Source organism: Streptomyces carminius, assembly GCF_002794255.1.
Taxonomy (GTDB): domain Bacteria; phylum Actinomycetota; class Actinomycetes; order Streptomycetales; family Streptomycetaceae; genus Streptomyces; species Streptomyces carminius.
Genome location: NZ_PGGW01000017.1, coordinates 68,460 through 90,624 on the forward strand (window position 1 = coordinate 68,460; position 22,165 = coordinate 90,624).

Genomic DNA, 22,165 nt, shown 5'->3' on the forward strand with positions numbered 1-22,165 from the left:
TTCCCGCGAGCGCCATTGCCGTCGGCCCTTCTTGCCGCGATCATGACACGGCACGCAACCCCACCCGTCGAACTGGACACCCCAGGAGACGCGATGCGCATACGTACCAGAGGCCGGCGGTCCACCACCGCGGCCGTCCTCCTCACCCTCGCACTGGCCGTTCCGCTCGGGGCGCAGGCCACCGCCGCGCCCGGCGACGGCGGCCCGCGGGCCGCCACCGCGGGCGAACGGCAGTACGAGATCACCGGTGTCACCGGTGCCCCGCAGCGCACGGCCATCGCCCGCACCGGCGTGTCCGTGGACGCCGTGCGCGAGCACTCGGTGGTGGTCACCGCCGACGCCGCCCAGGCCGAGCGGCTCCGGAAGGCGGGCCACCGCCTGGCCGCGCTGCCCGCTCCCTGGGCCCGCGTGCCCGGAAGCGCCCCCGAGAAAGGTGAGGCGGGCGTCCTGGACTTCCCTTCCAGGGACTCCCGCTACCACAACTACGCCGAGATGACGGCCGCCATCGACGGCCATGTCGCCGAGCACCCGGACATCATGACCAAGCGGGTCATCGGCACCTCCCACCAGGGCCGCGACATCGTGGCCATCAAGATCAGCGACAACGCCCGCACCGACGAGGCCGAACCGGAGGTGCTCTTCACACACCACCAGCACGCCCGCGAGCACCTGACCGTCGAGATGGCGCTCTACATCATCCGGGAATTCGGCCGGCAGTACGGCTCGGACTCCCGCATCACCCGGATGGTGAACCAGCGGGAGCTGTGGATCATCCCCGATCTCAATCCCGACGGCGGCGAGTACGACATCGCGACCGGCGACTACCGCAGCTGGCGCAAGAACCGTCAGCCCACCCCCGGCTCCCGGTACGTCGGCACCGACCTCAACCGCAACTGGCCCTACAAGTGGGGCTGCTGCGGCGGCTCCTCGGGCAGCCCCTCCGACATCACCTACCGCGGCCCGTCCGCCGGTTCCGCCCCCGAGGTGCGGACCGTGATGGACTTCGTCGCCGGCCGGGTCGTCGGCGGTGAGCAGCAGATCACCGCACACATCGACTTCCACACCTACAGCGAACTGGTGCTGTGGCCGTACGGCTACACCTACGACGACACCGCCCCCGGGCTCACCCGGGACGACCACGACGCCTTCGCGGCCGTGGGCCGGGCGATGGCCGACAGCAACGGCTACACCCCGCAGCAGTCCAGCGACCTGTACGTCACCGACGGAAGCGTCAACGACTGGATGTGGGGCGAGCACGGCATCTTCAGCTACACCTTCGAGATGTACCCCGGGCCCAACGGCTCGGAGGGCTTCTACCCGCCCGACGAGGTGATCGAGCGGGAGACCAGCCGCAACGAGGACGCGGTGCTCCTGCTGCTGGAGAACGCCGACTGCATGTACCGCTCGATCGGCAAGGAGGAGCAGTACTGCGCCGCGTGAGCGGCGCCGCCGGCCGGTGAGGCCGAGCCGGTGAGGTCAGACCTGCGCCGCCCGGTCCGCTCCCTCGGCGGGCCGGGCCGGCGGCACGGCCGTCGTCGCCTTGAGCGCCAGCCACAGCTCCATCCGCGCGTCCGGATCGTCCAGCGACCGGCCGAGGATCTCCTCGACCCGCCGCATCCGGTAGCGGAGGGTGTGCCGGTGGACGCCGAGGTCGGCGGCGGCCGCGTCCCACTGCCCGTGCCGGGAGAGCCAGGCGTGCAGGGAGGCGACCAGATCGCCGCGGCCGTGCGCGTCGTGCTCGCGCAGCGCCCGCAGCATGCCGTCCGCGAAGGCCCGTACTGCGTCGTCGGCCAGCAGCGGGAGCACCGAGCCGGAGGCGACGTCCTCGTGCTCGACGAGTGTCCGGCCGCGGCGGCGGGCCACCGACAGCGCCTGCTCGGCCTGTTTGAGGGCGACGGTCACGGCGGCCAGCCCGGCGGGGGCCGAGAGGCCGATGACCACCCCGTGCTCCGGGCCGCCCGCTCCCTCGCCCGCGCCTGCGGTGCCGCCCTCGGCGGCGAAGTCCGCACAGGCGGCGGCCGCGGCCCCGCCGTCGGTCACCAGTCCCACCAACCGGTCGCCGTGCGGGACCAGCAGGACCGACTCCCCGGCCCGGGCCGCGGCCGCCTCGGTCCTGGCGGCCAGGGCCTCCACCGCCGGGGGCAGCCCGGCGTCCGCCGCCGCGGGTGGTGACGGCGGACCGCCCGTGCCGCCCTCCCGGTCCCGGTCCCGGGTGCCGGACGGCCGCCGGGCCGCCGGTACGGGTATGCCCTCCGCCACCACCACCCGCAGCGGCGCGTCCAGCAGTCCGCCGTAGAGGGTGCCCGCGACGGCCCGGGCGTGGTCGCCCTCCCCTGCCAGCAGCATCCGCAGCACCGCGGCGCCCAGCCGCTGCTCGGCCTCCCGCAGGGCGCGCGACCGCTCGGTGGCCAGGGTCAGCAGGGCGACGGCGGAGTTGACGGCGTAGCGCTCGGCGGTGCCCGGCGGGGCGTCCGTGCCGACGGCGAGTACGGCCCGCGCCCGCCGCCCGGAGCCGATCGACTGCAGTTCCACCCGGTCGGCCGCCGGGTTCCCGGGTCCGCCGTCCGGGCCGCCGTCCGGCCGGCCGGACGCACCGGCGGGCGGGCCGCCCACCACGGCGCTGGCGGGTGCGGGCCGGTCGCGCAGCCGCTCCACGTCGCCGGTCAGCCGCGCGGCGCGGCGGGCCGCCCAGGCCGGGGCGGCGGCGACCAGCGCGCCGGAGGCGTCGTAGAGGGCGGCCCAGCCGTCGATGTGGGCGGCCAGTTTCGCCAGCAGGGCGGCCGGGCCGCGCGCGGACTGCGCGGCCCGGGTCAGCTCGCGCTGGGCCTCGAAGCCCGCGGTGACCGCGCGGTACTGTTCGGCGGCGTTGGCCGCCGAGACCGCCTTGCTGATCGCCAGGAACGGGGTGCGCCGGGGCACCTCCAGCAGCGGGAAACCGGCCTCCCGGGCGGCCGTGAGCAGCGCCTGGGGCACCGTCTCGTAGGCGACCCCGGCGGCGAAGCCCAGACCGACCACCCCGGCGGCGGCCAGCCGCCCGACGTAGCGGCGCATCGCGTCGCCGTCCTCGACGTCCAGCTTCATCGCCGTGACCAGCAGCAGCTCCCCGCCCTCCAGGTACGGCACGGGGTCGGCCAGTTCGCTCACATGCGCCCAGCGCACGGGTACGTCCAGCCGGTCCTCACCCGCGCGCACGGTGAGTTTCAGTGAGGAGTGCTGGACCAGCGAGGCGAGGGTGAGCGGCATGGCTGATCGGAAGCCCTTTCCGGCGGCCGACCGCTTCGTCGGCGGTTTCCGGCAGACGGGGTGGTGACGCGAGACGGCGGTTTTTGGCCACACGGTAGTGACAGCAAGCCCGGACCATTACCAACCGTACAACCGCATGCGCCGTGGTGCACCGCCGTGTCCGGTTCGTCCCGCGTGTTTCCTCAGGTCTTCGGGGGCGCAGTCATTCCCCGAGTCTGGTCAGCACCGGCGGGCTCGTCTCGCCGCGGACCGTGGTGAGCGACACCACCGCGTGCCCCGGCGGCACCTCGTGGGCGAGGTCGGAGGCGGACCACCGCTCCCGCTGGACGGTGCGCACGGTCACCGACCTCGTGGTCGCCCGCACCCCCGTGAACAGGGTGCGCACTCCCCGGGCGGCGCGCCGGAGCGGCCCACCGGAGAAGTCGGGGTTGTGGGTGACGTCCTCGGTCTTGACCCACTCCCGGCCCCAGGCCTGCGCGAACACCTCACCGTCCCAGGTGCTCACCCCGGACAGCACCACCCGGCAGCCGACCGCCCCGACGGCCGCCGCGCGCAGCGGCTCGGGCAGTTCGTCCAGGCTGCGCAGCGCCAGCACCACGCCCGCGTTGGCGGTCCGCAGCCGCTGCACCGCCCGTACGGAGGCGGGGGTGAGGGTCTGCTCGGCGTCGTCGAGCACCAGGCAGGCGAACAGCGAGCGCTCGTCACGGTTGCGGGCACCGGCGGTGAACTGGGCGAGGAGCAGCCGGGCCAGCAGCCGGGACGCCTCGGCGTGCCCGCGTTCGGGCAGGTCGATCCGCACCCGCAGCGGATGCTCCAGATCGCGCATGGCGAAGGGGCGGGTGGTGCCGCCGGTGTCGAAGAACCCGGCGAACGCGGGCCGGTCCAGCAGCGCGATCCGGTCGGCCAGCAGCGGGCCGGGATCACCGGGGCGCCCCGACTGGCGCTCGCGGGCGTCCAGTTCGCGCAGGGCGGCACCGTCCCCGGCCGCCTCGCACGCCTGGCGCAGCGCGGCGAGCGCCACCGGCACCCCGTCGAGCAGTTCGCGCAGCTCGGGCACGGACGGGAAGCGGCCGTGCGCCGCCCGGTGGGGGCCGATCAGCTGGGCGAGGACGGTGGCGGCACGGCGGGTGTCGGCCTCGCTGCCGGGAACGCCGGGGCCGCCGGGCGCGTCCCCGACCAGCGCCTCGGCCAGTACGGCGGCGGCCTCGTCGGGGTCCTCGGTGCCGCCGTAGAGGTCGAGGTCGTGGGCGGAACCGGGGCTGCCGAGCCGGATCACCACGTCGTAGGCCTCGTCGGGACCGAGCCCGGCACCCGGCGCGCCCACGGCGACCACCGCGGCCCGCCCGGCGAGCGCCTGGAGCGCGAGGGACTCCACCGCCGGCCGCACCACCCGGCTGGTCTTGCCCGCCGCGGACGGCCCCACCACCAGCAGGGACGTACTCAGCAGCGCCGGTTCGAGAGCGAGGCGGACGCCCCGGTAGGCGTACGGATTGCGCTCCTCGTCGGGCGCGGCACCCAGCCGTACCTGACCGGTCAGCAGATCGTGGCGGGCCGCCCGTACGGGCAGGTCGCGGGCGCCGGAGGGGTGGGTGAAGGCGGCGGCGCCCCGCTCGAGCACCTCCCGGGCGAACTCCGGCTGCCGGGCGGGTTCGGCCCGCACCGACTGCCAGGCGCGCTCGATCCGGGCGTAGTCCACGTCGGTCATCCGCCCGGCGTGGATCTCGGCGGTCAGCCGGTCGGCGGCGGCGTGCTCGCCGGCGGCCCGCAGCCGGGGCCACAGAACCGGATCGGCGGGTCCGCCCCCGGACACGGCCGCGGGGGTGGTCCCGGCGCCGTCCCGGTCCGCCGGCCGGGGGCGGACATGGCGCCGCCAGACCTCGTCCCAGCGGCCGAGGCGGCCGAAGACATACGCCAGCAGGAGTGCGAGCACGACCCGGTAGACGTGGATGAGGTTCACGGCCTTCCCGGTGCCCCGCCAGGAGTCGGGCATGATCCAGCCCAGCGGCCACATCAGCGGGGGGAGGTAGCCGTTGTAGGCCAGCGACCAGACCAGCAGCCCGCCCAGCAGCGCCAGCGCCGCACCGCCCAGCAGCTGCCGGTCGTCCAGCCGGTCGGGGTCCTCCGGGGGTTTGGGCCGGTGCCCGTACCGCCACACGCCCGGCTCCGCCTCGGGGCGCGCGGTGCGCAGCCACTCCGTCAGGGCGGGCCCGGCGGCGGGTGCCTGACGCGGCATCGGGGGCACCGGCGGGGGCGGGGGCATCGCCGGTACGGCCCCCGGACCGCCGTGCGCCCACCGCAGCTCCCGCGGGTCCCGCGCGTCCCGTGCCCCGTGCGTCCCGTCGCCCACCATGCCCCGCTCTGCTCCTCGTCCGGTGCGCCCTCGCCCGTCCACCGCCCCAATCTAGTGCCCGGTCCGGGCGGTGTGCCGCCCCGCGGAGCCGGTCCTGTCCACCACGGCCAACACGACACGGCCACTTCTCCGCGGCGGTGCATGTCCGCCTCCCCCTCCTCCCCCTAGCCTGCGAGGAGCGGCACCGCCCTTTCGTACCGGTTTCCCACCGAATTCCGCGCCGACACCGCGCCGGACCACACCGCGACACCCACACACCGAGACACATCGAGACACACCGAGGAGCCCGACATGACCGGACCGTCCCGAGGCCCCGCCCTCCCCCAGGAGCGCCGTCTCGTCACCGAGATCCCCGGACCGAGGTCCCGGGAGCTGATGGCCCGCAAGCAGGCGGCCGTGGCGCAGGGCGTGGGGACCGTCATGCCCGTGTTCGCGGCCCGCGCCGGGGGCGGGGTGCTGCAGGACGTGGACGGCAACTCCTTCATCGACCTCGGTTCCGGCATCGCCGTGACCACGGTCGGCAACAGCGCCGAGGCCGTGGTGCGCCGCGCCGCCGCGCAGCTGGAGCGGTTCACCCACACCTGCGCGATGGTGACCCCGTACGAGGGGTACGTGGAGGTCTGCGAGGAGCTGGCACGGCTGACCCCCGGCGACCACGAGAAGCGCTCGGTGCTGCTCAACTCGGGCGCCGAGGCGGTCGAGAACGCCGTGAAGATCGCCCGCGTGTACACCGGGCGGCAGGCCGTGGTCGTCTTCGACCACGCCTACCACGGCCGCACCAACCTCACCATGGCGCTGACCGCGAAGAACATGCCGTACAAGCACGGCTTCGGGCCGTTCGCGCCGGAGGTCCACCGGGTGCCGGTGGCCTACCCCTTCCGCTGGCCGACCGGTCCGGACAACTGCGCCGAGGAGGCCGCGGCCCAGGTGATCGACCAGATCACCAAGCAGGTCGGCGCGGACAACGTCGCCGCGATCGTCGTCGAGCCGATCCTGGGCGAGGGCGGGTTCATCGAGCCGGCGAAGGGCTTCCTGCCGCGCGTCGAGCGGTTCGCGAGGGACAACGGCATCGTCCTCGTCGCGGACGAGATCCAGTCCGGTTTCTGCCGCACCGGCCGGTGGTTCGCCTGTGAGGACGAGGGCGTCGTCCCGGACCTGATCACCACCGCCAAGGGCATCGCGGGCGGTCTGCCGCTGGCGGCCGTCACCGGCCGGGCCGAGATGATGGACGCCGTGCACTCCGGCGGGCTGGGCGGCACCTACGGCGGCAACCCGGTGGCCTGCGCCGCCGCGCTGGGTGCCATCGAGACGATGCGCGAGCTGGACCTCAACGCGCGGGCCCGCCGCATCGAGGAGATCATGAAGGGCCGGCTGACCGCGCTGCAGGAGAAGTTCGGCGTCATCGGCGAGGTCCGCGGCCGGGGGGCGATGCTCGCGGTCGAGCTGGTGCGGCCGGGCACGAAGGAGCCCGACCCCGAGTCCACCGCCGCCGTCGCGCGCCACTGCCACCGCTCCGGTGTGCTGGTGCTGACCACCGGCACCTACGGCAACGTGGTCCGCTTCCTTCCGCCGCTGGTCATCGGCGAGGATCTGCTGAACGAGGGACTGGACGTGCTGGCGGAGGCCTTCGCCGGGCTCGGCTGAACGGGGACGGGTGAGGGCGTGGGGAGCGGCGTGAAGAATGTGTGCGAGGGCCATGGCCTTGCGGTGACACGGCTGTCCACCGCCCGGAGCCTGCCGTACGGTCTTTCTCGGAAGAACGCAGTACCCGGCCCGCGGGCGACCGCGGACGGTGCCGAGCCGGTGATTCCCCTCATCCGGCCCGGTGGTGCCCTCGCGCACACTCCTCACCGATCGGACGGCCGCCCGCCCCACACCCCCCGGGGCGCGCGGTGACCGGTCGTCACGGCGGCCCCGGAACTCTCCCCCCTGTTCCGGGGTCGCCGTCTCGCTTCCCCCGGCTCGCCCGGCCCCCCGGGCGCCTGCGGGACGTCCGCCGGCCCGCCGCCCGGGCCGTCTCCGCCGCGCTGCTTCTGCCGCTGCTGCTCCTGGCCGCCGTCGCCTGGCAGGTGACGGCCGGCGGACCGCTGGCGGCGGCGGACGGGCGGCTGGCCCGGGTGCTGCGGGCGAACGCCCCGCCGGCCGGTCCCGCCGAGTTCCTCGCCGACCTGGGCAACGTGGAGGTGGCGCTGCCCGTCCTGGCGGCGGCGCTGGGGTACGTGTGGCTGCGCGGACGCCGGCATCCGCGCGGCCCGCGGCCGATGGTGCCGGCAGTGGTACCGGCGACGGTACTGGCGATGGCCGCCGTACCGGCCCTGGTGGTGCCGCTGAAGGCACTGACCGACCGGCCCGGACCGTTCGGCGGCACGGGGTACTTCCCGTCCGGTCACGCGGTCACGGCCCTGGTCGCCTACGGTGCCGCCGCGCTGGTGGTGCTGCCGTACGTCCGCGCGGCGCTGCGCCGCACGCTGCCCGCGGCCGCCGTGCTGCTGTGCGCCGGGGTCGGCGCGGGACTGGTGTGGCGGGGCTACCACTGGCCGCTGGACGTGCTGGGCGGCTGGTGCCTGGGGGTGCCGCTGCTGGCCGCCGTCCGGTGGGCCGCCCGCCGCACACCCGGGCCGCCGGCACCGCCGCGCCCGCCCGAGGCGTGCGGCGGAGCACATCACGGCCCGGCGGCCGCGCTCCCGGAGCGGGGACGGGCCCGCCGGTGACCCGGATGCGCGGTGCTCCCGGCGTGCCTACGATGGCCGCGCATCCGTCCGTCTGGAGGAACCTTGTCTGTTTCCGGAGCTGGTTCCGGATCCGTCCCCGGGGCCCGGTCCGGCTCCGGCGACCTGTCCGCCTTCATCGCCGGTCTGCCCAAGGCCGAACTGCACGTCCACCATGTCGGTTCCGCGTCCCCGCGCATCGTCGCCGAGCTGGCCGCCCGGCACCCGGACTCGTCCGTCCCCGCCGACGCCGACGCGCTCGCGGAGTACTTCACCTTCCGTGACTTCGCGCACTTCATCGAGGTCTACCTGTCCGTGGTGGACCTGATCCGCGACGCCGGGGACGTCCGGCTGCTGACGTACGAGATCGCCCGGGACATGGCCCGGCAGAACATCCGCTACGCCGAGCTGACCGTCACCCCGTACAGCTCGACGCGGCGCGGCATCCCCGCCGAGGCCTTCATGGAGGCCATCGAGGACGCCCGCCGGGCCGCGTCCGCCGAGCTGGGCGTCACCCTGCGGTGGTGCTTCGACATCCCCGGCGAGGCCGGCCTGGAGTCCGCCGAGGAGACCTGCCGGATGGCCTGCGAGCTGCGCCCGGAGGGGCTGGTCTCCTTCGGGCTGGGCGGACCGGAGATCGGGGTGCCGCGCCCGCAGTTCAAGCCGTACTTCGACCGGGCGATCGCCGAGGGCCTGCACAGCGTCCCGCACGCCGGCGAGACCACCGGCCCGGAGACGATCTGGGACGCCCTGACCTCGCTGCGCGCCGAGCGCATCGGCCACGGCACCAGCGCCACGCGCGACCCGCGGCTGCTGGAGCACCTGGTGGAGCACCGGATCCCGCTGGAGGTCTGCCCGACCTCCAACCTGGCCACCCGGGCGGTGGCCTCCCTGGCGGAGCACCCGGTCGTGGAGATGGCCAAGGCGGGGGTCCTGGTCACCGTCAACAGCGACGACCCGCCGATGTTCGGCACCGACCTGTGCGCCGAGTACGGCATCGCCGCCCGGCTGCTGGGCCTGGACGCGGCCGGGGTGGCGGCCCTGGCGCGCGACGCCGTGACCGCCTCCTTCGCCCCCGACCAGGTCAGGGCGGAGCTGCTCGCCGGGATCGACGCCCACCTGGCCGCGTGGTCGTCCTGACCGGGCCCGCGCCCCTGCCGTACGTCACGGCGGTCGCCCACCGCGGCCACCCGTACCTGGAGCGGGAGAACACCCTGGCCTCCGTCCGCGCGGCGCTCGCGGCGGGCGCGGACGCGGTGGAGGTGGACGTCCGGCTCACCGCCGACGGCACCCCGGTGCTGCTCCACGACGCGACGCTGGAGCGCCTGTGGGGGGTGGACCGCCCGCTGGCCGCCGTCCGCGACCGCGACCTCCCTGCGGGCGTCCCCGCGCTGGGCGAGGCGCTGGCGGCGGTGGCCACCGCGCCCGGCACCCGGCTGCTGGTGGACCTGCCGGACCCGGCGGCCGTCCCCGCCGCCGTGGCCGAGGTCCGTGCGGCGGGCGCGCCGGAGTGCGTGTACTGGTGCGGCGGCCCGGCGGCGCTGCTCGCCGTGCGGGCGGCGGAGCCCGGCGCGGAGCTCGCCCTGACCTGGCAGCGGGCGGCACCCGTCCGCCCCACCCTGCTGGCGTCCCTGCGCCCGGCCTGGCTCAACTACCGCTTCGGACTGCTGGGCCCGGCCCTGGTGGCACGGGCGCGCCGGGACGGGGTGCGGGTGTCGTGCTGGACGCCGGACACCGGCCGCGCCATGCGGCGGCTGGTCGCGCTGGGCGTGGAATCGATCACCACCAACCGTGTCGACGTCCTGCGCGCGGTGCTGGACCGGCGGCGCTGAGCGCCGCTGCGGATCCGGGAACCGCACGCTCCGGTCCGGCACCGTACGCGCGCGTCCGCGCTGTCCGGCCGCCACCCGGCGGACGGACAGCGCGGCGGCCGGACCCCGTCGGCGTCTTTGACGGCGCCCCGGCTCGGTCCGAGGCCCCGGGGACACCGTCACCGGGCCGTGCGTGCGGCAGGGGCCGGGACGTGCCGGGCCCGGAAACCGCCGGCCCTCTTCCGTCCCCGCCGCGGTCACGGCGTCACGGCGTCACAGCGCAGTCATCACGTGCTTGACGCGGGTGTAGTCCTCCATGCCGTAGGCGGAGAGGTCCTTTCCGTAGCCGGACTTCTTGAAGCCGCCGTGCGGCATCTCGGCGACCAGCGGGATGTGGGTGTTGATCCACACACAGCCGAAGTCCAGCGCCCGGGAGGCGCGCATGGCGCGGGCGTGGTCCTTCGTCCACACCGAGGACGCCAGGCCGTACTCGACACCGTTGGCCCAGGCGAGGGCCTGCTCCTCGCCCGTGAACCGCTGGACGGTGATGACCGGGCCGAAGACCTCCTCCTGCACGATCTCGTCGTCCTGCCGCAGACCGGAGACGACGGTCGGGGCGAAGAACCAGCCCCGCTCCCCGACCCGGTGGCCGCCGGTCTCCACCCTGGCGTGGCCGGGCAGGCGCTCGATGAAGCCGGTGACCTTCGCCAGGTGGGCGGCGCTGTTCAGCGGCCCGTAGAAGCAGTCCTCGTCGCCGAGGTCGCCGGTCCGCACCTCGGCGGCGGCCTTGGTCAGCGCCGCGACGAACTCGTCGTGGACCGACTCGTGCACCAGGACGCGGGTGGCGGCGGTGCAGTCCTGGCCCGCGTTGAAGAAGCCGCCGTCGCGGATGCCCTCGACCGCCGCGGCGATGTCGGCGTCCTCGAAGACCACGCAGGGGGCCTTGCCGCCCAGTTCCAGATGGACCCGCTTGACGTCCCTGGCGGCGCTGCCGGCGACCTCCGTGCCCGCGCGGACCGAGCCGGTGATGGAGGCCATGGCCGGGACGGGGTGCTCGACCAGCAGCCGGCCGGTGTCGCGGTCGCCGCAGACGACGTTGAAGATACCGGCGGGCAGGTCCATCTCCGCCAGCACCCCGCCGATGATCTCCGCCAGCAGCACGGTGGAGGCCGGGGTGGTGTCCGAGGGCTTGAGGACGACGGTGTTGCCCGCGGCCAGGGCCGGGGCGAACTTCCACACGGCCATCATCATCGGGTAGTTCCAGGGGGTCACCTGGGCGCAGACGCCGACCGGCTCGCGCCGCACGAAGGACGTCATGCCCGCCATGTACTCGCCCGCGGAGCGGCCCTCCAGCAGCCGGGCGGCGCCCGCGAAGAAGCGCACCTGGTCGATCATCACCGGCAGTTCCTCCTGCCGGGTCAGTTCCAGTGGCTTGCCGGTGTTCTCGCACTCGGCCGCCAGCAGTTCCCCGCCCCGGCGCTCCATCGCGTCGGCCACCTTCAGCAGGAGTGTCTGCCGGGTGCCGGGGGTGGCGTCGCGCCAGACGGGGAAGGCGGACTCGGCGGCGGCCATGGCCGCGTCGACGTCGGCGGCGGCCGACAGCGGGGCGGTCGCGTACGCCTCACCGGTCGCCGGGTTGACGACCTCGGTGGTGCGCCCGTCGGCGGCGTCCCGGTACTCCCCGCCGATGTGGTTGCGGAGCCGGCGCAGTTCGGTGGCCACTTCGCACCCTCCTGCTCTGTTGTCCGATGAATGAGACACCCACCCTAACCACCGGAGAACCTGTTGGGCACACCCTCCGGCCCGGGATTTCTTCCTGCCCAAACACTCTAACGGCGCAAGACCCGACGTACTCCTCGATGGCGATCCATGCGAGGACCCCCTCCTCGCGGCATGCCGCTGCCCCGGCCGTGAGCCCGCCCCCGCGGAGTCTCCCGCCGACCCGCCGACCCGCCGACCCGCCGACCCGCCGTCACACCCCGGCCCGGACGGGATGCTTGACCTCAAGCGCGGTTGAGGTGCCAGGCTCGGACCATGACCACGACCACACAGGACGACACGACCCTCCTCTTCCGCAACACCATGCGCATCGCCGACGGCCGTCTGGAGGACTTCCGCGACGCCGTCGTCCGGGCCGTGGAGTTCGCGCGGCGGCACGGACCGCAGCTGATGGTGGAGACCTTCATCGACGAGGAGCGGATGCTCGCCCACAGCTTCCAGCTCTACCGGGACTCCGACGCGGTCCGCGCGCACTGGAGGCTCGCGGACCCGTACATCCGGGAGGTGATGGAGCACTGCCGGGTGGAGCGCTTCGAGGTGTTCGGCGAGCCGGACGACGAGGTGGCGGCGGGCGTGCGTGCGGCACTCGGCGGGCAGTGCCCGCTCACGTTCGCCCCCCGGGCCGCCGGCTTCGTGCGCTTCGCCGCGACGGCCCGGGGGTAGCCGCGGCACCGCACCGCACCGGGTCCGTGACCGGAGTGCTCCGGCACCGGCGCCGGGGACCATTCGGAGGAAACCGCGCGGCACCGGCGTCCGGTGCCGCCCGTGCCGCGGCCGGGGTCCGTACCGTGCCAGTGACCGATGTCCCCGGTGCTCGTTCCCCGTCGGGGGAAGACACGATGCCGGACGCGAGCGGAGGTGCCCGTCATGATGGACGCACCCGAGGACCTCCTCTGGGCGCGCGGACTGCACTACGAGCACGAGGGGTCGCCCGCGCTGCTGGACGTCTCCGTCGGGGTTCGTGAGGGCGAGGTCCTGGCCGTCACCGGAGCACGCGGCTGCGGCAAGTCCACCCTGCTGGACTGCCTGTCGGGACGGCTGGTGCCCGGCCGCGGCGAGGTGTGGTTCGACGGCGTCCCCCTGCACACCCTGCCCGCCCCCGCCCGCGAGCGGCTGCGCCGCCGCCGCTTCGGCTGGGTCGGCGACGAGCCGCGGCTCCTGCCGGAGCTGACCGCCTGGGAGAACGCGGCGCTGCCGCTGCTGCTGGCGGGCCGCGGGCGCCGCGCCGCCCGCCGCGCCGCGTACGAGTGGCTGGACCGGCTGGACGTCGGCGGGTGCGCCCGCAGCCTGCCGGGCGCGCTGCCGCAGTCGCAGCGGCAGCGGGTGGCCGTCGCACGGGCCCTGGCGCACTCCCCTGCCGTGGTCTTCGCCGACGAGCCGACCGCGCCGCTGCACCGGGCCGACCGGGCCCAGGTGCTGCGCGCCCTGACCGCCGCGGCCCGCACCCACCGGATCGCCGTCGTGCTGGCCGGCCACGACGAGCAGACCGCCCGGGTGGCGGACCGCCGGATCACGCTCGTGGACGGCCGCCGGACAGACGCCGGGGAGCCGGCCGGGGAGCCGGCCGGGGTGTTCGGCGGTACGGCGTCCGGAACCGCGGGACCGGAGGGCAGGACGGCGTGCTCGCTCTCCGTCTAGTGCGCACCGCCGGTCCGGCGGCCCTGGGGTGCCGGGCCCTGGTGACCGTGGTCGCCGGAGCCGTGGGCCTGCTGCTGCTGGGCGCCCTGGAGCACGCCGCCGCGCGCCCCGCGGACCCCGGGGCGGCGCTGGTCCGGCTGCTGTGGTGCGTGGTACCGCTGGCCGCCGGGACGCAGCTCGCCGTCGCGGCGGCCCGTGTCGACCCGTGCGCGCGGCCCCGCGCGGGGCTCGACGCGGTCGGGGTGGGCCCGGCTCGGCTGGCGCTGCTGGCCGCGGTGTGCACGGCACTGTGCTGTACGGCGGGCAGCGTGCTGGCCCTGGCCGTCTTCCTCCAGCTGCGCGGCGGAACGGCCGACGGGCTGCCATGGGCCGCCGCGCTGACCCTGCTGGCGCTGCCGCCGCTGGCCGCGACCGGGGCGAGCACGGTGGCGCTGCGGCGGCGCGGCCGTACCGCCCCGGGCACCGCCCCGGCGGCGCTCCCCCACCGGCCGCCGCCCCTGTCGGCGGAGCTGCCGTGGGGGGTGGCGGTCACCGCGGTCGGGCTGACCGCGGTGGCCTACGCCGCCGACCGGGCCGGCGGCGCGGTCGGCGGCCGGGTGCCGCTGCCCGGCTCACCGGACGGCCCGGCCCCGGGTGTGCTCGGCGGCTGGCTGATCGTCGCCGCGGGCCTGACGCTGGCCGGGCCCGGACTGGTCCAGCTGTGCGGACTGCTGCTGGCGACGGGACGGCCGGGCGCGCTGCGGCTGCTGGCGGGCCGGACGCTGCGGGCCCAGGCGCCGCAGCTGGGCCGGCCGCTGGGGATCCTGTGCGCGGTGACGGCGGTCGCGCTGGCGGCGGGACGGCTGTACCCGCCCGGCGCCGGGAAGCCGGGCGGCGGACCGGCGGTGGCGCTGGGCGCCGCGGTGGTCCTGGTGTGCGCGGTGGGCAGCGCCCTGGGCTCGGCGGCGGAGGCCGGCGCCGTCCGCGCCCCGCTCACGGACGGTCTGCGCCGGCTGGGCGTCTCCGCCGGACAGCTGCGCGCCGTGGCGGCGCTGCGGGTGGCGGCGCTGCTGGCCGTACTGGGCCCGCTGGTGTGGCTGGTCGCGGAGCTGGCCGTACTGCCGCTGACCCGGTGAGAGTGCCCGGGTGGGGCCGGGCGAGTGCCCGGCGCGCGTCACTCCGGGCCCGCGGCGGCACCCAGGACGACCATCTCGCCGGGGTCGAAGGAGACACCGACGGCCGTACCCGGCTCCGGCGCCGCGGGCAGCGGGCAGGACGCCTCCAGGTCCGGCCCGGAGCCGGGCCGCAGCAGCAGCGCGAGCTCCGAGGAACCGCCGCCGCGCAGGGTGCGGGCGACCACGGTGCAGGGCAGGCCCCGGGCCGGGGCGGGTGTCAGCCGCACCCCGGCGGGCCGGATCAGCAGGGTGTGCGCCCCGGGCGGGGTGCCGGGCGGCACGGGCACCGTCCCCCAGGGGGTGTCGGCCGCCGTACCGCGCACGGTCGCGGCGGCGATGTTGGTGAAGCCCAGGAAACGGGCGACGGACTCGGAGACGGGACGCCGCCACACCTCCACCGGGCCGCCGGTCTGGGCAACGCGTCCTTCCTCCATCACCACCACCCGGTCGGCCAGCGCGAACGCCTCGCCCTGGTCGTGGGTGACCGCCAGCACGGTGGTGCCCAGCCGGCGGAAGAGCTGCCGCAGCTCGACCACCAGCCGCTCGCGCAGGGAACGGTCGAGCTGGCCGAGCGGCTCGTCCAGCATCAGCAGCCCGGGACCGGGGGCGAGCGCGCGGGCGAGCGCGACGCGCTGCTGCTCGCCGCCGGAGAGCTCGGTCACCCGGCGGCGTGCGGCACCGGGCAGTCCGACGAGGTCCAGCAGCCCGGCGACCCGCTCCTCGGCCCGCGCGCGGGACTCGCCGCGCATCCGCGGGCCGAAGGCGATGTTGCCCCCGACATCGCGGGTGGGGAAGAGCTGGTGGTCCTGGAACATCAGGCCCACCCCGCGCCGGTGCGGCGCCACCCCCCGCTGGTCGCGGCCGGCGAGCAGCACCCGTCCGGCGTCCGGCTCCGCCAGCCCGGCGACGGTCCGCAGCAGGGTGGACTTGCCGCTGCCGGAGGGGCCCAGCACGCAGACGATCTCGTGCTCGGCGACGTCCAGGTCGACGGCGTCCAGGGCGGTGCGGCCGCCGAACCGGACGGTGACCGACTCCAGGCGCAGCGCGGCCATCCCTACAACTCCCCGTGTCGTTCGGTGCGAATGCCCTCCAGCACCAGCAGGACGGCCGCGCACACCACCATCAGAATGGTGCTGAGGGCCATCGCCTGGCCGTAGTTTTCCGGACCGGCCCGGCCCAGCAGCCGGGCGACGGCGACGGGCAGGGTGGGGGCGTCGGCTCGGGCGATGAAGACGGTGGCGCCGAACTCCCCGAGGGAGACGGCGAACGCGAAGCCCGCCGCGACCAGCAGCGACCGCCGGACCAGCGGCAGGTCGACCTCGCGCCACACCCGGGCCGGCGAGGCGCCCAGCACGGCGGCGGCCTCGCGCAGCCGGTGGTCCACGGCCCGCAGCACCGGCAGCAGGCCCCGCACCACGAACGGCACCCCGACCAGCGCCTGGGCCAGCGGGACCAGGATCCACGAGGAGCGCAGGTCCAGCGGGGGCTCGTCCAGGGCGATCAGGAAGCCGAAGCCGACGGTGACCGCCGAGGTGCCCAGCGGCAGCATCAGCAGCGCGTCCAGGCCGCGCACCAGATGCCCGGCGCTCCCGCCCGGCCCGCGCAGGGTGAGTGCGACGGCGGCCGGGACACCGACGGCCAGGGCGATCGCGGTGGCGACGGCGGCGTAGGACAGCGAGTTGCCGACCGCCTCCAGCGGGGCGACGGTGAAGGTCCCGCCGGAGGCGTCGGCCGAGGCCAGGGCGCGGTAGTGGGCCAGTCCGTAGCCGTCGGGCCCGCTCAGGGAGCGCTCGACGAGCACGGCGAGCGGGGTCAGGAGCAGCACGGCGACCTGGGCCACGACGGCGGCCAGCAGCGTCCACTGGCGCGGCCCGCGCGGGCGGCGGGCGGTGCCGGCGGCGTCGACCAGCCCCGAGGTGCCCCGGTGGCGGCGGACGGTGCGGGCGTGGACGGCCAGCAGGACGGCGACCGCGGCGAACTGCACCAGGGTCAGCACGGCGGCGGTGGGCAGGTCCAGCAGCTGGGCGGTCTGCCGGTAGATCTCCACCTCCAGGGTGGCGTAGCGGGGGCCGCCGAGGATCTGGACGACGCCGAAGGAGGTGAAGGTGAACAGGAAGACCATCAGCGCGGCGGCGGCCGCGGCCGGGGCGAGCGCCGGGAGCGTCACGGTGCGCCAGGCCGCGAGGCGGCCCGCGCCGAGCACCCGGGCGGCCTCCTCCTGCCGGGGGTCGAGCTGCGCCCACAGCCCGCCGACGATCCGGACCACCACGGCGTAGTTGAAGAAGACGTGGGCGAGCAGGATCGCGGCGGGGCCGGTGACCGGCGGCACGCCCCACTGCGCCAGCAGCCCGCCGCGGCCCAGCAGTCCCAGGAACGCGGAGCCGACGACGACGGTGGGCAGCACGAACGGTACGGTGACCGCCGCGCGCAGCAGCCGCCGGCCGGGGAAGTCGTACCGGGCCAGGACGTAGGCGCCGGGCAGCGCCAGCAGCAGGGTCAAGGCGGTGGAGGCCGCCGCCTGCCACAGCGTGAACCACAGCACGCCCAGGATGCCGGGATCGGTGAGCACCTCGGCGAACCGCTCCGGGTGCCATCGCCCGCCCTCGTACAGGCCGCGGGCGGTGATGGCGGCGACCGGGTAGGCGAAGAACAGCGCGAGGAAGACGGCGGGCGGGACCGTCAGGGCGAGCCGCGGCACCGCCGACCGGAGGGTGCCGCTCCCCCTTCCCGCCTTCCTCTCCTCCCCTGCCTCCCTCGTCTCCCCTGCCTCCCTCGCCTCGCGGCGGGTCACCTCACGACGAGCGAGGTCCACGTGTCGATCCACGCCTCGCGGTTCTCGGCGATCCTGCCGGGGGCCATGGTGTACGGGTCCTCGATCCTCTCGCCGTACTTCGTGAACACCTCGGGCAGTTCGGTGCCCTCACGGACGGGGTTGACGAACATCTGCAGCGGCATGTCCTCCTGGAAGGTCTCGCTCACCAGGAAGTCCAGCAGCGCCTTGCCGCCGGCGGGGTTGTCCGCGCCCTTCAGCAGCCCGGCGAACTCGATCTGCCGGAAGCAGGTGCCGGTCGCCACCCCGGTGGGGGCCCGCTCGGGCGCGGGGTCGGCGTCGAGGACCTCGGCGGGCGGGCTGGAGGCGTAGGAGACGACCAGCGGCCGGTCACCGCCGCCCTCGCCGCCGGCGGAGCCGGAGAAGCGGTCGTAGTAGGCCTGCTCCCAGCCGTCGACGACCTCGACCCCGTTGGCCTCCAGCTTCTTCCAGTACTCGGCCCACTCCTCGCCGTACTCGGCGACGGTGGCCAGCAGGAAGCCCAAGCCGGGCGAGGAGGAGGCGGCGTTCTCGGTGACCAGCAGGCCCTTGTAGCGGGGTTCGGTCAGGTCGTCCAGGGTCTTCGGCGGTTCGATGTCCCGCTCGGCGAACCAGGCGCGGTCGTAGTTGACGCAGACGTCGCCGGTGTCGACGGGGGTGACGCGGTGCTTCTCGCCGTCCAGGCGGTACTCGGCGGGTATCTTCTCCAGGCCCTGTGCCTCGTAGGGCGTGAACAGGCCGTTGTCCAGGGCCCGGGAGAGCAGGGTGTTGTCCACGCCGAAGAAGACGTCGCCCTGCGGGTTGTCCTTGGACAGGACGGCCTGGTTGAGGGCCGATCCGGCGTCGCCGCCGCGCAGCACCCGCACCTTGTGGCCGGTCCGCTCGGTGAACTCCTTCAGCACCTCCTCGGAGGCCGCGAAGGAGTCGTGGCTGACGAGGGTGACGGTGCTGCCCTTCTTCCCGTCCCCGCCTTCCGCGCCGGGGCCGTCCCCCGAGCCGCCGCAGGCGGCCAGGGCGGAGGCGGTGAGCGTGCCGAGGACGGCGACACCGAGGGCACGCCGGAATGTGGTGACCATGCTGTGCTGACTCCCTACGCCGGTGCTAACCGGATCAGGTTCGAGGGTCTGCGGCCCACCGGCCGGGCTCCTCGCCCGGGCGGCGGCACCGCACTCTCAGCGCTGTGCGCGCTCCCCTGTCGGTACTTGCTGTTCCGTTGTCCGCTGTTCGACCGCTTCGGCACCGTGTGCGAACGTCGCGGCCGCCGCCACGGTACCAGCCGCCGCCCGTACCGCCGGCGCCCGGTGTCAGCGCTCGCGTCAGCGTTCGGTGGCGGCGAGCTGGCCGCAGGCCCCGTCGATCTCCTGCCCCCGGGTGTCGCGGACGGTGACCGGCACGCCGTGGGCCTCCAGGGCGGCGACGAAGGCGCGCTCGTCCTCGGGCCGGGAGGCGGTCCACTTGGAGCCGGGGGTGGGGTTGAGGGGGATGAGGTTGACGTGTGCCCGCTTCCCGGCCAGCAGCCGCCCCAGCAGGTCACCGCGCCACGCCTGGTCGTTGATGTCGCGGATCATGGCGTACTCGATCGAGACCCGGCGCCCGGACCGCTCGGTGTACTCCCAGGCGGCGTCGAGGACCTCGCGGACCTTCCAGCGGGTGTTGACCGGCACCAGGGTGTCGCGCAGTTCGTCGTCGGGGGCGTGCAGGGAGACCGCCAGCCGGCACTTGAGGCCCTCGTCGGCGAGCCGGCGCATCGCCGGTACCAGGCCGACGGTGGAGACGGTGATGCCGCGCTGGGACAGGCCCAGTCCGTCGGGCTCGGGGTCGGTGAGGCGGCGGACGGCGCCGATGACCCGGTTGTAGTTGGCCAGCGGTTCGCCCATGCCCATGAACACGATGTTCGACAGCCTGGCCGGGCCCCCGGGCACCTCCCCGTCTCGCAGGGCGCGCATGCCCTCGACGATCTGGTGGACGATCTCGGCGGTGGACAGGTTTCGGTCCAGTCCGGCCTGCCCGGTGGCGCAGAAGGGACAGTTCATGCCACAGCCGGCCTGCGAGCTGACGCACATGGTGACCCGGTCCGGGTAGCGCATCAGCACGGACTCCACCAGCGTTCCGTCGTGCAGCCGCCACAGGGTCTTGCGGGTGGCGCCGTCGTCACAGGTGACGTGCCGCACCACGGTCATCAGCTCGGGCAGCAGCGCGTCCGCGAGCCTGCCGCGCGCGGCGGCCGGGATGTCGGTCCAGGCGGCCGGTTCGGCGGCGTACCGGGCGAAGTAGTGCCGGGACAGCTGCTGGGCGCGGAACGGCTTCTCGCCGATCGCGGCGACCGCCTCCCGCCGCTCGGCGGGATCGAGGTCGGCGAGATGCCGCGGCGGCTTGGTGGCTCCGCGCGGCGCGACAAAGGTGAGTTCTCCGGGTGCAGGCATAACCCCTCCAGTGTCGCAGACCGGCGGCGGCGTCCCGGCCCGGAGCGGTGCGACCGTGGTCACCCCCGGCCGTCCTCCGCCGTCGCCGGCCACGGCGCACCCGGCGGTCGGTGCGCCCGGTGAGGCCCGGGGGTCCGTCGCCGGAACGGGTGCGGTCAGCCTTCTCCCTGCCCGGCGTCCCGGCCGAGGGCGAGGCCGATGACTTCGGCCCGACGGGCCCTCCCCCACCGGGCAGCCCCATGCCCTGCCGTGGCCGAACGTCACCGGTGGCCAGGAGGGCCGGCCCGCCGTCACGTCCGGTTCCGGCCCGGACGGTCTCCCGGCGGCCGGATCCGCGATCGGCTCCGCCGTCCGGTAACCCCGGCACCTGACACGGCAGGGGCCCGCCGCTGGGGCAGCGGCGGGCCCCTGCCCCGCGACGGGGCGGGCGGGCGGTCAGCCCGTGCCGGTGAAGACGGTCAGCAGCAGCCAGACCACGGGGGCGGTCGGCAGCAGGGAGTCGAGGCGGTCCATGATGCCGCCGTGGCCGGGCAGCAGGCTGCCCATGTCCTTGATGCCCAGATCGCGTTTGATCACGGACTCGCCGAGGTCGCCCAGCGTGGCGCTGACAGCCACGGCCAGTCCCAGCAGCAGGCCCTGCCACCAGGCACCGCCGTCGATGAGGAAGTGCACGGACAGCGCGCCGGCGGCCATGGCGAAGACCATGGCCCCCAGCAGTCCCTCACGGGTCTTGCCGGGGCTGATGCGCGGGGCGAGCTTGCGCCGCCCGAAGCGCCAGCCGACGGCGTACGCCCCGGTGTCGCTGACGACGGTGAGCAGCAGGAAGACCAGCACCCGCCACGGGCCGTCGTCGGCCGCGAGCATCATGGTCACGAAGGTGGCCAGGAAGGGGACGTAGAAGGCGGCGAAGACGCCCGCCGTGGCGTCCCGCAGGTACTCCCGGGGGTCGTCCGTCATCCGCCACACCAGTACGGCCGGCACGGTGAGGGACATCGCCACCCAGGCGCCCTCGGCGCCGCGGACGTATCCGGCGACGACCATGGCGGCGCCGCCGACGGCCAGCGGCACCAGGGGCACCCGGATCTGCTTGCGCTCGGCGAGCCGGGAGGTCAGCTCCCAGAGCCCGACCACGACCGCGACCACGACCACGCCGACGAAGACGGGCTTGTAGACGAACAGGGAGAGGGCGACGGTGGCGCCCAGGGCCAGGCCGACCCCTATCGCGGCGCGCAGGTCGCGGCCCGCCCGCTTCCGGCCCGCCGCGCGGCCCCGCCGGCCGGGGACGGCCGGTGCTCCGGACGGGCCGGCGCCGGGGGTCGGAGGTTCGCCGGGCGGGCGCCCTGCCGCCCGGTCGTCACGGCCTTCCTGGTCACCGCCGGAGTTTTCGGGCACGTTGGGCATGTGCCGAGTCTGCGGCGCGTCACCGCCCTCGTACACATAACCCGCCGGGGCCGGGGGCACCTCCGCGCGGAGCGAGGAGGCGGGGCCCTGCCCGGGAGGGCCCCAGTAGCCGGGGTGGCCGGTGTTGCCGGGGTGTCCGGCGCCCGGCGGCGCTCCCCAGGATGAGTCGTTCACGGGAATCGCAGCCTCTAGACCTCGAGCAGCTCGGCTTCCTTGTGCTTGAGCAGCTCGTCCACCTGCGCCACGTACTTGGCGGTGGTGTCGTCGAGCTCCTTCTCGGCGCGGCGTCCCTCGTCCTCGCCGATGTCGCCGTCCTTGATGGCCTTGTCGATGGTCTCCTTGGCCTTGCGGCGGACGCTGCGGATGGAGATCTTGGCGTCCTCGGCCTTGCTCTTGGCGACCTTGATGTACTCCCTGCGGCGCTCCTCGGTCAGCTCCGGGAAGACGACCCGGATGATGTTGCCGTCGTTGGAGGGGTTGACGCCGAGGTCGGAGTCGCGGATGGCCTGTTCGATGTTGCGCAGCGCGCTCTTGTCGAAGGGGGTGACCACGGCCATGCGCGGCTCGGGCACCGAGAACGACGCGAGCTGGTTGATCGGGGTCATCGCGCCGTAGTAGTCGGCCACGATCTTGTTGAACATCGCCGGGTGCGCACGGCCGGTGCGGATCGCGGCGAAGTCCTCCTTGGCGACGACGACCGCCTTCTCCATCTTCTCCTCGGCTTCGAGGAGGGTCTCTTCGATCACCACGTGCTCCTGGTTAGATGAATTGAGCCGGAAAGCCCTGGTTCCTGCACGGTGTCCGACCGGCAGGCCGTTGTCCATCCCCGCGCCGTGCCCTTCGTGCGGC

17 protein-coding genes and 1 riboswitch are annotated in these 22,165 nt (G+C 75.2%); of the genes, 8 read left to right on the top strand and 9 right to left on the bottom strand.

Annotated elements, in window-relative coordinates; genetic code table 11:
• The first annotated feature begins 93 nt into the window (after positions 1 to 93).
• Positions 94 to 1,440, top strand: a complete 1,347-nt coding sequence (locus CUT44_RS05675; RefSeq protein ID WP_100201053.1) for a M14 family metallopeptidase — start codon at positions 94 to 96, stop codon at positions 1,438 to 1,440.
• 36 nt (positions 1,441 to 1,476) lie between these two features.
• Here the strand turns inward: CUT44_RS05675 and CUT44_RS05680 are convergent, their stop codons facing one another.
• Both CUT44_RS05680 and CUT44_RS05685 read right to left on the bottom strand, forming a co-directional pair.
• Complete coding sequence (locus CUT44_RS05680) at positions 1,477 to 3,243, bottom strand: PucR family transcriptional regulator (RefSeq protein WP_100201054.1); 1,767 nt, start codon at positions 3,241 to 3,243, stop codon at positions 1,477 to 1,479.
• 202 nt (positions 3,244 to 3,445) lie between these two features.
• Positions 3,446 to 5,593 (bottom strand): ATP-binding protein, encoded by a 2,148-nt coding sequence (locus CUT44_RS05685; RefSeq protein WP_199185622.1) that lies wholly within the window; start codon positions 5,591 to 5,593, stop codon positions 3,446 to 3,448.
• Between the two features lie 291 nt (positions 5,594 to 5,884).
• Here CUT44_RS05685 and gabT point away from each other — a divergent pair, with 291 nt between their 5' ends.
• The 4 genes from gabT (at position 5,885) to CUT44_RS05705 (ending at position 10,133) form a co-directional block, all read left to right on the top strand.
• The gene (gene gabT, locus CUT44_RS05690; protein WP_100201055.1) at positions 5,885 to 7,237 is read left to right on the top strand and encodes a 4-aminobutyrate--2-oxoglutarate transaminase; all 1,353 of its coding nucleotides are present in this window, start codon (positions 5,885 to 5,887) and stop codon (positions 7,235 to 7,237) included.
• 248 nt (positions 7,238 to 7,485) lie between these two features.
• Positions 7,486 to 8,304 (top strand): phosphatase PAP2 family protein, encoded by an 819-nt coding sequence (locus CUT44_RS05695; protein ID WP_332888252.1) that lies wholly within the window; start codon positions 7,486 to 7,488, stop codon positions 8,302 to 8,304.
• Positions 8,305 to 8,367: 63 nt separating this feature from the next.
• Positions 8,368 to 9,441, top strand: coding sequence for an adenosine deaminase (locus CUT44_RS05700; protein WP_100201056.1), 1,074 nt, complete (start codon positions 8,368 to 8,370; stop codon positions 9,439 to 9,441).
• The gene (locus CUT44_RS05705) at positions 9,429 to 10,133 is read left to right on the top strand and encodes a glycerophosphodiester phosphodiesterase (RefSeq protein WP_233221250.1); all 705 of its coding nucleotides are present in this window, start codon (positions 9,429 to 9,431) and stop codon (positions 10,131 to 10,133) included. The genes CUT44_RS05700 and CUT44_RS05705 overlap by 13 nt, the downstream gene beginning before the upstream one ends.
• Positions 10,134 to 10,385: 252 nt before the next feature.
• Here the strand turns inward: CUT44_RS05705 and CUT44_RS05710 are convergent, their stop codons facing one another.
• Positions 10,386 to 11,834, bottom strand: coding sequence for a gamma-aminobutyraldehyde dehydrogenase (locus CUT44_RS05710; protein WP_100201057.1), 1,449 nt, complete (start codon positions 11,832 to 11,834; stop codon positions 10,386 to 10,388).
• Between the two features lie 312 nt (positions 11,835 to 12,146).
• Between CUT44_RS05710 and CUT44_RS05715 the strand changes: the two genes are divergently transcribed.
• The 3 genes from CUT44_RS05715 (at position 12,147) to CUT44_RS05725 (ending at position 14,644) form a co-directional block, all read left to right on the top strand.
• Positions 12,147 to 12,554: a hypothetical protein gene (locus CUT44_RS05715; RefSeq protein WP_100201058.1), complete on the top strand. Its 408-nt coding sequence runs from the start codon at positions 12,147 to 12,149 to the stop codon at positions 12,552 to 12,554.
• 207 nt (positions 12,555 to 12,761) lie between these two features.
• Positions 12,762 to 13,529 carry an ABC transporter ATP-binding protein gene (locus tag CUT44_RS05720; RefSeq protein WP_100201122.1) on the top strand — a complete coding sequence of 256 codons (768 nt, stop codon included), beginning with the start codon at positions 12,762 to 12,764 and terminating at the stop codon, positions 13,527 to 13,529.
• Positions 13,511 to 14,644: a hypothetical protein gene (locus CUT44_RS05725; RefSeq protein ID WP_100201059.1), complete on the top strand. Its 1,134-nt coding sequence runs from the start codon at positions 13,511 to 13,513 to the stop codon at positions 14,642 to 14,644. The genes CUT44_RS05720 and CUT44_RS05725 overlap by 19 nt, the downstream gene beginning before the upstream one ends.
• 38 nt (positions 14,645 to 14,682) lie before the next feature.
• Here the strand turns inward: CUT44_RS05725 and CUT44_RS05730 are convergent, their stop codons facing one another.
• The 6 genes from CUT44_RS05730 to frr form a co-directional block, all read right to left on the bottom strand.
• Positions 14,683 to 15,735 carry an ABC transporter ATP-binding protein gene (locus CUT44_RS05730; protein WP_100201060.1) on the bottom strand — a complete coding sequence of 351 codons (1,053 nt, stop codon included), beginning with the start codon at positions 15,733 to 15,735 and terminating at the stop codon, positions 14,683 to 14,685.
• A 2-nt stretch (positions 15,736 to 15,737) separates the two neighbouring features.
• Positions 15,738 to 17,495 (bottom strand): ABC transporter permease, encoded by a 1,758-nt coding sequence (locus CUT44_RS05735; RefSeq protein ID WP_408646713.1) that lies wholly within the window; start codon positions 17,493 to 17,495, stop codon positions 15,738 to 15,740.
• The gene (locus CUT44_RS05740) at positions 17,471 to 18,568 is read right to left on the bottom strand and encodes a thiamine ABC transporter substrate-binding protein (protein ID WP_100201062.1); all 1,098 of its coding nucleotides are present in this window, start codon (positions 18,566 to 18,568) and stop codon (positions 17,471 to 17,473) included. Before CUT44_RS05740 ends, CUT44_RS05735 begins: the two co-directional genes overlap by 25 nt.
• Positions 18,563 to 18,696: riboswitch (TPP riboswitch) on the bottom strand. Its footprint overlaps the gene before it by 6 nt.
• A 112-nt stretch (positions 18,697 to 18,808) precedes the next feature.
• On the bottom strand, positions 18,809 to 19,915 hold the full coding sequence (gene rlmN, locus CUT44_RS05745) for a 23S rRNA (adenine(2503)-C(2))-methyltransferase RlmN (RefSeq protein WP_100201063.1): 1,107 nt from the start codon (positions 19,913 to 19,915) through the stop codon (positions 18,809 to 18,811).
• 435 nt (positions 19,916 to 20,350) lie between these two features.
• Complete coding sequence (locus CUT44_RS05750; protein WP_100201064.1) at positions 20,351 to 21,490, bottom strand: phosphatidate cytidylyltransferase; 1,140 nt, start codon at positions 21,488 to 21,490, stop codon at positions 20,351 to 20,353.
• Between the two features lie 14 nt (positions 21,491 to 21,504).
• Positions 21,505 to 22,062, bottom strand: coding sequence for a ribosome recycling factor (gene frr, locus CUT44_RS05755; protein ID WP_100201065.1), 558 nt, complete (start codon positions 22,060 to 22,062; stop codon positions 21,505 to 21,507).
• Between the last annotated feature and the right edge of the window lie 103 nt (positions 22,063 to 22,165).